Consider the following 11017-nt stretch of genomic DNA (forward strand, 5'->3'; position numbering starts at 1 on the left):
TACAATTAGGGCAATTAATTCCATCATTAATTAACTGTAACTTCAGAATAACAGCATCTAACGTATTTGAATAGCTGTCCACAACTGGATTAGGCAGATTTAGCAAAGTATCTAGGTGAAAATCCATATTTGGAAATAGGAGAAAATTCCGCTATCGCTACATTTTACCCCATTTTCCCCATATTAGCGGGAAAGCCGTAATGGTGAAATAGTGCCCGATCGATGCTAAGAATAATGCCAGGATCTAGTTTGGAAATTAGATCGACTAGGCCGCAGCATTAAGCATTTAGTCTACCCCAATCAGCTCGATTTGAGATGACAGTGGCAATCTGGTTTTTCCAATAGCGATGCAATCAGAGCATTCGCCGCCACTGCTGCCAATAGTCCACCGCCGATCGAGCCTTGAATAGTAATATAAGGTATGCCAATAGCCATCAATCGTCGTTTAGCAGCCGGAGCGTGACTAAATCCGATCGGCATTCCAATTACCAGCGCAGGTTGGATCTGTCCCCGATCGATCGCATTACACACTGCCATCAGTACAGAGGGCGCATAGCCGATAATTAAGATCGAACGATCTGGAATTTGGTGGAGACGATTTAGCCACCCTTTATCTTGCCAAAATGCTTGCTCCGCTTCGGCTACACCCGTAATGTGAGGATCGTCGATCAGCGTCTCAATCTGACAGTTTAAATGAGCTAATCGAGTGCGATCGAGTGTAGCAGTCACAGCAGCGATATCCCCGACAATCTGGCAGCCATTTTTGAGAGCCGCCCGTGCTGAACCGATCGCATCCCCACTCAAGCGGACAAAATTAACCAAGCTCACATCACCACAAGCTAGCACCAACTGAGAGAGCAAGTCTGCCTCAATCTCCGATCGGCTAGAAAGATCTGGTAACAGGTGTTGTAGGGATTCCTGGAAGGCTTCAGGGTGAGAATCGACGGCTCCATCCAGGTGATGCCAAAGTCCTTCGATTTCCCCCAGTCGCTCTTGACTTTCTACTTCTAGAAGTTTTAACTGGGCGATCGCTTCTGCTTGAACGATCTGACAATTACTATCTCGCCCTAAGATCCCCTCTAATGCTGATGCTGTATGCCTTAGCCGCGCTAATTGTTGAATTACCGACTGATATTGCTGTTGCAGCTGAGCCACCAGAGTTGGATTGGCATCTATGCCTGAATCACTTTCGAGTAGCTGTTGAATATGGGACAACTGAAACCCTTGCTGTTTGAGGGCGACAATCCGCTGTAGCTGTTGAATATTTTGGGGGGTATAAAGTCGATAGTTACCGATCGATCGCTGGGCTGGGGGTAATAAACCGAGGGTGTGATAGTGCCTTACCATGCGCGGTGTGATATCCCCGCCCACTGCTTCGGTGAGTTCTTTAATCGTCAAATACTCAGCTTCCATATTTTCTGAATCTCAATACGTACCTTGACATTAACATTAATGTCAAGGTGTAGGGTATGAAGGCAATCTATTTTTGTTGCCATGTCTTCCCCTGCCCTGTCTAGATCCCGTTGGCAAGCACTATTTAAAGCACACCCAGATGCGATCGCGGCGGGAGTGTGCGCTCTACTAGTGTTACTCGGTTGGTTCACTCTCGATCAAGGCTGGTTGGGAGTGAGTTTGCTAATTCTGACTGCTGCGTATGTGATTGGGGGCTATCAAAACACCCTGGAAGGGCTGGGCACTTTGTGGCGGGAAAAAGAGCTGGATGTAGATTTATTGATGATTGTGGCAGCGTTGGGAGCAGCTATTTTGGGGCTGTGGCGAAAGGAATATTACTTCATCGTCGATGGTGGAATGTTGATTCTGATTTTTGCCATCAGTGGAGTGCTTGAGGGCTATGCGATGCAGCAGACAGAACGGAGTATTCAAGGGCTGATGAGTCTGACTTCCGATATCGCCCGCACGCTCGTTGATGGACAGGAACAAATGGTGTCGGTAGCTGAATTACAAATCGGCGATCGAGTCCTCATTAAGCCTGGAGAGTTGGTACCGACGGATGGGATTGTCACGGAGGGGTTTAGCGAACTCAATCAAGCCCCAATTACGGGGGAATCGATGCCCGTTGAAAAAACTGTGGGGGATGAGGTATTTGCTGGGACAATTAATGGTAACGGTGCGTTGAAAATTCAGATCGATCGATCTCCAGAGAGTAGTCTGATTCAGCGGGTAATTCGGTTAGTAGAACAGGCGCAGACTGAGACACCACCTTCCCAACAGTTCATCGAACAGTTTGAACGCGGCTATGCCAAAGCGATCGTCATCCTGGGCATTTTGCTAGGAACTCTACCACCATTTCTACTCGGTTGGACTTGGGAAGATACGGTTTATCGCGCCCTAATTTTTCTGGTAGTAGCTTCGCCCTGTGCCTTAATGGCAGCAACGATGCCAGCACTTCTATCAGGTATTGCAAATGGGGCACGACATGGGATTTTGTTCAAGAATGCCGCGCAGTTAGAAGCGATCGGCAAAGTTAAGGCGATCGCCTTTGACAAGACTGGAACCCTGACTACGGGAAAACCTCAAGTGATCCAAGTCATGGCAGTTGAACATCCAGACAAATTGCTCCAAGTGGCTGCTGCTCTAGAAAGCATGTCCGAGCATCCGATCGGGGATGCGATCGTCCGAGCAGCCCAGAAACAGGGCAGGGAGTGGATTGAAGCTGTTAATGTTTTAGCTGAACCTGGGCGGGGGATTAGAGGCGAAGTTGAGGGAAAAATAGCTGTAGTCGGTAAAGCCGCTTTTGTGCAAGCGCAAGCAGCTAATTGCCCAGAATCAATCGCCCAACACAGCCAGCAGTGGGAACAGGAGGGCAAAACCGTTGTCTGGGTTGCTTCTGACAACAGCATCCTGGGGATTATCGCCGTTGCCGATACCGTCAGAGCTACAGCCGCTCGATCGATCTTTCAATTGAAACGGCTAGGGATCGATCGAATTGTGATGTTGACAGGCGATAATCAGCGTACCGCCGACAGTATTGCTCAGGAAATTGGGATCGATGGCGTATATGCCGAACTGTTACCTGAAGCTAAACTTGAAGTAATTCGTCAACTCCAGCAACAATATCAGTCCGTGGCGATGGTTGGGGATGGGATTAATGATGCTCCTGCGCTCGCTCAGGCATCCGTCGGGATTGCGATGGGAACTGTCGGCAGTGATGTGGTACTAGAAACAGCAGATGTAGTATTAATGACCGATCGATTGGAAAAACTAGAATATGCCATTCGGCTGAGTCGTCGCACTGGGCGGATTGTCAAGCAAAATATTGTTTTTGCCCTGAGCTTTATTGTGATACTGCTAGTCGCCAATTTTACTGGCAATATGACCCTCCCGTTGGGTGTTTTGGGTCATGAAGGATCTACCGTGTTGGTGATTTTAAGTGGTTTACGGTTGCTGAAAGATTAGGGCGACTTTAATCTTAATCGTTCATCGCCACAAGCTAGTACTATTTGAGAGAGCAAGTCTACCTCAATCTCTGAGCATGGAGTTGATGAAATATCTCTGCTAGTGCCTTCTATAAATCTTCACCATCATCAAGATCGGTCAAAGAACAGTCTAAAATACGACATAGTAAAACTACTTGTCTAATTGTGAGCCTTGGCTCACTGCGCCCTTGCTCCCAGTTACTTACCGTCTGATCTGTTATGCCCAATGCTTGAGCGATATCCCTTTGAGATAAATTGCGCTGCTTGCGGAGACTGACGATTCGTTGGCGTAGCCTTTCAGAATGAAAATCGCTCAATGCCATACATGATTACAAATCAATTTAGATAAATTAGCTTGACATACCCTAAACTAATTTGTAATAATCTTACCAGATAACTTTAACTCATAACCTACTTAGTTGGGTAGATAGATGAAAATTTTCTCATTCTTTGCTGGTATTGGTTTCCTAGATCTAGGCTTTGAGATGGCTGGGTTTGAAATTGCCTATGTTAATGAAATCAACCCATCATTTTTAGGTGGACATCAGTACTCGCGTACTCAGATGAAATTATCGCAACCGGAGTATGGATACGATCTATGTGATGTAGCTAGTCTGCTTGAATCAGAGAGAGTAGCAAAATTTCGAGCTTTATTAATTGATGCAAAAAAAGATGGTTCTCTTGTCGGGTTTATTGCAGGGCCACCTTGTCCAGATTTTTCAGTTGGTGGCAAAAATAAGGGCAGTGGAGGAGAAAATGGTAAGTTGACAGAAACTTATATAGAACTTATCTGTCGATACCAGCCTGATTTCTTTTTGTTTGAAAATGTCAAGGGTTTGTGGTCTACTACTAAACATCGATTATTTTACGATCGAATGCGATCGAGATTAGAACATAATGGATATGTAATTGCAGACAGTTTAATTAATACATTGCAATATGGCGTACCCCAGAGTAGACAACGAGCTATTGCAATTGGAGTCAGATCGGATTTAGTATCTACAAAATCTGGTCACAATCTAACAGATAGATTTTCATGGGATCGAAATAAACTATTTCCATTAGACTGTATCTCTAGCTATCCTTGGCCAAAAACTAACCCATTTAGTGAGAACTCAGTTTTAGATTGTCCTTTAGATATACCAGTGAATCTTACTGTACAATATTGGTTTGATAAAAATGATGTTAAAAATCATCCTAATGGCAAACATTATTTTCAGCCTCGGGCTGGGTTGAGTAAATTTTTATCTATTCCTGAAGGGGATGATGGCAAAAAATCTTATAAACGCTTGCATCGGTGGAGATATTCGCCTACCGCCTGTTATGGCAATAATGAGGTTCATTTACATCCCTATCAAGCCAGAAGAATATCTGTTGCAGAATCTTTAGCAATTCAGTCACTACCTCCAGAATTTGAACTTTCGCCGGAAATGTCTTTGACGAATATGTTTAAAAGTATTGGTAATGGCGTTCCAGTATTAGCCGCAAAAGGTATTGCTAGTTCTATCTATCAATTTTTATCCGATCCTCATAAATTAGACTTTTCTTCTTCAAAGATCGATCCTCCACGAGAGAGGCTACACCAAGGAGGATTGCATCATCAACTTCCATTATTCGATTTAGTATCTTAGCCATATTACTATTTATATCTCTCCCAATAGCTATCTAATTGTGAACTGGAAGTGATATTAGTTTCATCATCGATTGCTCTTTCAACAATATCTATATCTCCATCCAGTGTTAATGGAAGAGTAGACATTAAGGGTGCTTTAAATACTTCAATATCAGATGAGTTGCTTTCACCAATGACATCAAACTGCAATGGGCAATCGGGTGGATGAATATACTTGCTAGCAAATTTAGTCACATTAGCTTCTACTAAAATCTGATATCTACGATCTGGGCGATTGCTAGTTTTCAAGCTAATAAATCCTTTGACTAGATCCGGCACGCAATTATTCTTGATGACTTTGTATAATTCATTAATTTCTTGCAAGGAAGGTGATTGAGATTCGAGAATTTGAGAGCTAGTAGAATTAAGAATAATATCCCTGCCAACTACTACAAAATCTGGTGTTGAACATCGAATAACTATCGGGTTGTTTTTGTGTTGTAATCGATCGACCAATGACTGATATTGCTGTCTAGATTCCTGATTGTATATTTCCCAGAACTTGATACTAGTTTCAATGCCCATTTTGATGACATATAAGTCTTTCGTAGATCTTAATATCGATCGATGTGCTTCCATTATAAAAGCTAGTTCATGCCAAGTTCCACGACAGTTATTGAGCGACCCTTGCTTTATCGGCTGTACTGACTTCTGAACTACTTCTCTTTGAATGTGATTGACGATATCAAGAAATGTCAATCCATTTAGATTGAGGCTAGGGTAAATAGCCTCAAATTCATCATTTTTTTTGATTGCCATTAATCTCTGTTAGCTTGTCGCTGAATGATAGATTCAGCTTAATTTAGCAGGTTTTGAGTAATATTTTATCTATTTAACGTGAGTCCACTTTGATGATATTCAATTCCGTTTAGTATCACTAGATGAATTTTTAGTAGTATTATGGCACGTATTGAGAGCGACACCCGAACTTCCTACAACTTAAATCGTCGAGCGAACTTGATTCATGTTATCGTTGAGACTATCCACGATAATCATTCTCATAATTAATGTTTCATGCTAGAGATTCAGCAGTTAGCTGTTAATTACCGTGGAGTACGTGCTTTAGAGCAAATTGACTTTCGGCTCGATCCAGGTGAATTGGTGGGACTGATTGGGCCGAATGGAGCGGGTAAGAGTACATTGCTCAAGGCGATGCTCGGACTGATCCCGACTGCACATGGCACAATCAAATATTGTAATTGTCCTCTATGTCGGCATTTGGAACGGGTGGCATACGTGCCCCAAAGATCCCAGGTAGACTGGGATTATCCGATTACGGTTTGGAATGTGGTGATGATGGCGCGTACTCGTCAATTGGGCTGGTTGCGTCGTCCAGGGGCAGCGGCGAAGGCGATCGTCAATGGGGCACTCGATCGAGTTGGGATGTTGGATCTCAAAGATCGTAAGATTGGCGAACTTTCGGGCGGACAACAACAGCGAGTGTTTTTAGCCCGTGCCCTAGCGCAACAAGCAGATTTATTCTTGTTTGATGAACCATTTACTGGAGTCGATAAAAAAACAGAAGCCGTGTTGCTGGAAGTTTTTGACGAATTGCGAACGGCAGGTAAAATTTTGCTAGTTAGCACCCACGAATGGGGCAAGTCGTTAGATCAACTCGATCGAATCTTACTCATCAATCATCGTCTAATTGCTGATGGTTCCCCCCAACAGGTAATGACTCCCGCCAATCTTCAACAAGCTTATGGTGTGTCATTACATCAGCATAGTCATCGAGATCATGGTGCAGATTTATTCTGTTAGTCAGGCGGACGAATTCTTAATCAAGTCTTTATTTCACTAATTCACTATCTACTATTCACTAATTCACTAATTCACTATCCACTATCCACTATCCACTATCAGCATTATGCTAGATTTTTTAATCGACCCTTGGAAATATGAATTCATGCGAAATGCGATCGCAATTGGGTTTCTTGTCGGGATTTTATGTCCGGTGGTAGGTAGTTATCTAATCGTGCAACGAATGGCATTATATGGCGATGTAATTGCCCATGCTGTATTGCCAGGATTGTCGCTTTCTTTCTTCTTGGGCATAGATATTGCGATCGGGGCATTTATATCTGGAATAATGGGGGCGGGGACTATTTCCTGGATTCGATCGCAATCAAGAGTCAAAGTCGATGCAGCGATGGCATTAACCTTTTCTAGTTTCTTTTCTGTTGGAATTATCTTAATTTCTATCCTCAAAAATAATATCGATTTAGATAGTTTCCTATTTGGTGATATTTTGGGTACGACTATCACCGATATCTATCGCACGGCGGGTGTAACTGCGTTGATTTTTACAGCAGTTTGGCTATTTTATAAAGAGTTGCTATTCTATACATTCGATCGAACTGGAGCCGAAGCGATGGGCTTACCAGTTAAGGTTATTCACCTCGGATTTATGTCGGCAATTACACTGACAATTATTGCGAGTATGCAGGCTGTCGGCGTAATTTTAGTGATTTCGCTACTAGTTGGCCCAGCTTTAACAGCATACCTGCTAGTCAAAGAATTTCATCAAATGATGATTGTGGGTGCAATTATTGGTGCGATCGCTAGTATGGGTGGAGTGTATATTAGCTTCTATCTTAAAAATGTCCCATCTGGCCCAGCGATTGTAATTGTATCGTCAGGTTTATTTATCCTCGCATTACTATTTAGTCCATCTCAAGGCATTTTAACTCAACGCTTGCGATCGACATCAAATTAAATGATCGCCATAAAATGGGCACTTGTTAATGTGGGGATCTAACCGATTGACTTGGAGGTAAATATTCTCCGTCAACCCCTACCGTAATGCCGCGTGTTTGACGCAGAAGATTAATCGATCGAGTGCAATCACAGCCGAACTTGGCAATAGCTGCATCGCTTTCTTCCGCTGTAAAGTCTAGCCCAATCGGATCTGTAGGCGCGGAAGGAGTAATTTTTTTACTAGCAACTTGCTGAGTAGCTGCCGATCGATAGCTACTAGTACATCCAGGTCGATTGCAGGTAAAATGTGAAGAAAAATTGCTGACTGAAGACTGCTGTAAGATGTTTTGCTGGGTATTCTTGCCGATCGCCAATGCGGGTCGATCCATCCATCCACTCAGCAAAGTTGCTGCTGATAAAACAGAACCAGAAATCAAGGCAAGGCTCAACTTATTCATATTAATAGGGTAGATTGAGATCCATATTATTCATCTAAATATACCATAACAGTCTGGGCGATCCAAAATATCGCTCCATGTATAATGACGATCGAGTGGCAAGCGATCGGAGCATCGATCGTATTTCGTCGTGTAATTGACATTTAAACTCTAGCCCAATTCCCCCAAATTGCGACAGTAATCCCCGGATCGTAGATATTGACAAACATTGTTTGACCATCTGGGGTAAAACACGCTCCGGCAAATTCGCTCCGATCTCTGGCATTGCGGGCAAAAGTATAAACACCACCTTTGGGTGTAATTCCGATTAATCTTTGTTCGCCTTTGCCATCTTCACAAGTTATTAAATGACCGTTAGGTGCGACGGTAATATTATCGGGAAGATCGACAATATTTGGATCGTTTGGTTCTAAAAATAATTCGATAGAACCACCATTTTTAGCTGTTTTACCAGGCGTATATTTCCAGATTTGTCCGTTACCTCGTGCTTCTTCGCCCACTCTTAAAGGGGCATTTGGTAAAACATTACCACCTTGGGTACAGGTAAAGTAAAAAGAACCATTTGTATAGCAGATTCCTTCACCGCGCATAAATTGAGCGGCACCTTTAGTAAATCCTTCCATTCGCACTGTGTTTTCGGCGGGATTTGGTTCTTCAATTCGCACCCATTCTACCGCAAATTTCTGACGGAGCGGGAAGTTTTGGTTGGTATTAACTTGGGGCTTTTTGACGATTTTGAGGGCTTCAAGTATCCCCCCTGCTGCTAATTTTCCAGGCTGTTTGGGCATAAATCGATAGAATAATCCAGTCGGATCGTCTTCGGTTTGATAGACAATACCAGTGCGCGGATCGATCGAGATTGCTTCGTGCCGAAATCTCCCCATCGCCACTAAAGGTACTGGTACAACTGGCGTTTGGCTATTTATCGGCACTTCAAAATTATAGCCGTGGGGTTTGGTAACTGTCCCTTTTCCTGGATCTGACATCCCTGGCATGGCAGTATTTTCTTCGCAGCTAATCCACGTCCCCCAGGGTGTTGTACCACCCGAACAGTTGACGCTAGTGCCTGCTAAGGATACATATTCTTTAGTTAACTGACGATCTCGATCGAGCGTGAGAGTTGTAGTGCCGCCCTTACAATTAGGATCGTACATGCGATCGAGAGCGGCGATCACTCGCGACTGATCAGTTAGGCGAAGTTCGTGATTGCGAACTAAAATTTTCGAACCGTTTTTACCTGCAAAAGCTGCCATTCCGTCGTAATTACTGGGTGTTACCGTCCCATCGCTCATCTGTTTGCCACTTTGAGAGACAATCTTGTAGCGAAACCCTGCTGGTAGATCTAGAATTCCCTTGGGATCTTTGACTAACGCACCGTAGCCGTTAACTTTCGGCGACTTTACTAAGGATCTTGCTCCAGACTCACTATACAAACTTTCTAATCCAGCTAACAGAAAGCTACTGGTAGCACTTGCTCCAGCAAGTGTCAGAAAATGACGACGGGAAATGGACATAGGGTAAATCAGGAGTCGGGATCGATGTTGCTAAGAGAATTATATCAATTTCCACATGCTTGAATTATATCGATCGACTGCCTAATTTGTTGTGCCGATCTTTACATGTGAGTGGGAGCCGCCCACTTTTTCAAAAGCTACTTGTGGTGCGATCGTGAAAATAAAAAGTAGTGTAGCTCGAACGATGATTTTAATTCCGATCTAATTGCTTGTTTCCCAAAGGGATGATAATAAGCATTGTTGTATAATTAGATAATGCAGTAATTTTTTAGCTAAAGTTGAAAGTATGAGTAGTACTGGTTTAATCGCAAAATTAACTCCCCATCAAGAGCGTATTCTCAAAACTCTCGAAACAATTGAAGGTGAAATTTCCACCCAAGATTTGTATGTTCAATTGCGGAATACTCACAAAACTTTGGGGCTAGCTACTGTCTATCGTGGACTAGAAGTATTAAGGTTGCAAGGATTAGTTCAAAGTCGTAATTCAACTGAAGGTGAATCTTTATATAGTCTAGTGCAAAAACATCAGCATTACTTTACTTGTGTGCGATGCAGTAAGTCAATGGAGATTGATGCTTGTCCGGTTTGTCAAATTGAAGCTGAGTTAGAACAAAAACAATCACTTAAAGTCTTTTATCATACTTTGGAATTTTTTGGTTTGTGTACATTTTGTCAAGCAGCAGACAATTAAATTAATTGATAGTTGATAATTGATAATTACCGATTGCCCACTGAATGTTTTCTCTAGCTTTCCATTTTACTTAGTACTCACTTGTACTGAGCGGCTTGCACTGAGCCTGTCGTTGGCGTTAGCCTGCCGTAGGCACAGTGAGCCGAAGTATTACTTAACTTAGAGAAGGTGGAATTCTGGCTAAAATGCCCTTTTGCAAGATTTCTGGTCGTTCATTTCGGGGGATGATGCCGTCGGTACTGGCATAGTATCGATCGCACAATTGGAGGATTGCATCTGCACTATTTAGCGGTGATAGATCGCCAAACATTAAGCTAGTTTTGTTAATGCCAGTTAGAGCGATCGCACATGGTCGTTTACAAGCACTCAAACAAACTAATTCTTCAATTGCAAAGTCAGATTTTAAAACCCAATTTTCAGCTAGATCGGACACTCGATCGAATAAATACTTACCACCTCTTTCTCCCAGATAATCGCGTTGTGTCAGGGAGAAAGCACAAGATTTGCAGATGTACAAAGCATGTTTAGTCATAAAGCAATCTAATTTA

Annotated in this window: 11 protein-coding genes; 5 read left to right on the plus strand and 6 right to left on the minus strand. The window is 43.0% G+C overall.

Annotation, left to right across the window (positions count from 1 at the left end; genetic code table 11):
• Positions 1-300: 300 nt before the first annotated feature.
• Positions 301-1413, minus strand: a complete 1113-nt coding sequence (locus RMO27_RS07975) for a precorrin-8X methylmutase (RefSeq protein ID WP_309731100.1) — start codon at positions 1411-1413, stop codon at positions 301-303.
• Positions 1414-1494: 81 nt separating this feature from the next.
• On the opposite strand from RMO27_RS07975, the gene RMO27_RS07980 reads away from it, so the two are divergent.
• Complete coding sequence (locus RMO27_RS07980) at positions 1495-3417, plus strand: heavy metal translocating P-type ATPase (protein ID WP_309731101.1); 1923 nt, start codon at positions 1495-1497, stop codon at positions 3415-3417.
• Positions 3418-3526: 109 nt separating this feature from the next.
• Here RMO27_RS07980 and RMO27_RS07985 read toward each other — a convergent pair whose 3' ends face one another.
• Positions 3527-3760 carry a helix-turn-helix transcriptional regulator gene (locus RMO27_RS07985; RefSeq protein WP_309731102.1) on the minus strand — a complete coding sequence of 78 codons (234 nt, stop codon included), beginning with the start codon at positions 3758-3760 and terminating at the stop codon, positions 3527-3529.
• A gap of 108 nt (positions 3761-3868) precedes the next feature.
• On the opposite strand from RMO27_RS07985, the gene RMO27_RS07990 reads away from it, so the two are divergent.
• Positions 3869-5068: a DNA cytosine methyltransferase gene (locus tag RMO27_RS07990; protein WP_309731103.1), complete on the plus strand. Its 1200-nt coding sequence runs from the start codon at positions 3869-3871 to the stop codon at positions 5066-5068.
• Positions 5069-5076: 8 nt separating this feature from the next.
• On the opposite strand, the gene RMO27_RS07995 is transcribed toward RMO27_RS07990, so the two are convergent.
• The gene (locus RMO27_RS07995) at positions 5077-5868 is read right to left on the minus strand and encodes a Cfr10I/Bse634I family restriction endonuclease (RefSeq protein WP_309731104.1); all 792 of its coding nucleotides are present in this window, start codon (positions 5866-5868) and stop codon (positions 5077-5079) included.
• Between the two features lie 255 nt (positions 5869-6123).
• Here RMO27_RS07995 and RMO27_RS08000 point away from each other — a divergent pair, with 255 nt between their 5' ends.
• Both RMO27_RS08000 and RMO27_RS08005 read left to right on the plus strand, forming a co-directional pair.
• Positions 6124-6870: a metal ABC transporter ATP-binding protein gene (locus tag RMO27_RS08000; protein WP_309731105.1), complete on the plus strand. Its 747-nt coding sequence runs from the start codon at positions 6124-6126 to the stop codon at positions 6868-6870.
• Positions 6871-6976: 106 nt separating this feature from the next.
• Entirely contained in the window at positions 6977-7825 is an 849-nt protein-coding gene (locus tag RMO27_RS08005; RefSeq protein ID WP_309731106.1) for a metal ABC transporter permease, read from the plus strand.
• Between the two features lie 25 nt (positions 7826-7850).
• On the opposite strand, the gene RMO27_RS08010 is transcribed toward RMO27_RS08005, so the two are convergent.
• Positions 7851-8264, minus strand: coding sequence for a hypothetical protein (locus RMO27_RS08010; RefSeq protein WP_309731107.1), 414 nt, complete (start codon positions 8262-8264; stop codon positions 7851-7853).
• A 143-nt stretch (positions 8265-8407) separates the two neighbouring features.
• A complete protein-coding gene (locus RMO27_RS08015; RefSeq protein ID WP_309731108.1) occupies positions 8408-9778 on the minus strand; it encodes an alkaline phosphatase PhoX in 1371 nt (456 codons plus the stop codon).
• Positions 9779-10064: 286 nt separating this feature from the next.
• Between RMO27_RS08015 and RMO27_RS08020 the strand changes: the two genes are divergently transcribed.
• Entirely contained in the window at positions 10065-10469 is a 405-nt protein-coding gene (locus tag RMO27_RS08020) for a Fur family transcriptional regulator (protein ID WP_309731110.1), read from the plus strand.
• 154 nt (positions 10470-10623) lie between these two features.
• Here RMO27_RS08020 and RMO27_RS08025 read toward each other — a convergent pair.
• A partial coding sequence (locus tag RMO27_RS08025; protein ID WP_309731112.1) for a DUF1636 domain-containing protein occupies positions 10624-11017 on the minus strand: 394 nt, incomplete at its 5' end.

It is taken from the genome of Chamaesiphon sp. OTE_75_metabat_556 (genome assembly GCF_031378165.1).
GTDB lineage: Bacteria > Cyanobacteriota > Cyanobacteriia > Cyanobacteriales > Chamaesiphonaceae > Chamaesiphon.

Excerpts from the sequence above, each read along its gene's own strand:
- RMO27_RS08000 (WP_309731105.1), top strand. The coding sequence starts at position 6,124 with ATGCTAGAGATTCAGCAGTTAGCTGTTAATTACCGTGGAGTACGTGCT.
- RMO27_RS07985 (WP_309731102.1), bottom strand. The coding sequence starts at position 3,760 with ATGGCATTGAGCGATTTTCATTCTGAAAGGCTACGCCAACGAATCGTC.
- RMO27_RS07990 (WP_309731103.1), top strand. The coding sequence starts at position 3,869 with ATGAAAATTTTCTCATTCTTTGCTGGTATTGGTTTCCTAGATCTAGGC.
- RMO27_RS07975 (WP_309731100.1), bottom strand. The coding sequence starts at position 1,413 with ATGGAAGCTGAGTATTTGACGATTAAAGAACTCACCGAAGCAGTGGGC.
- RMO27_RS07995 (WP_309731104.1), bottom strand. The coding sequence starts at position 5,868 with ATGGCAATCAAAAAAAATGATGAATTTGAGGCTATTTACCCTAGCCTC.
- RMO27_RS08020 (WP_309731110.1), top strand. The coding sequence starts at position 10,065 with ATGAGTAGTACTGGTTTAATCGCAAAATTAACTCCCCATCAAGAGCGT.
- RMO27_RS08005 (WP_309731106.1), top strand. The coding sequence starts at position 6,977 with ATGCTAGATTTTTTAATCGACCCTTGGAAATATGAATTCATGCGAAAT.
- RMO27_RS08015 (WP_309731108.1), bottom strand. The coding sequence starts at position 9,778 with ATGTCCATTTCCCGTCGTCATTTTCTGACACTTGCTGGAGCAAGTGCT.
- RMO27_RS07980 (WP_309731101.1), top strand. The coding sequence starts at position 1,495 with ATGTCTTCCCCTGCCCTGTCTAGATCCCGTTGGCAAGCACTATTTAAA.
- RMO27_RS08010 (WP_309731107.1), bottom strand. The coding sequence starts at position 8,264 with ATGAATAAGTTGAGCCTTGCCTTGATTTCTGGTTCTGTTTTATCAGCA.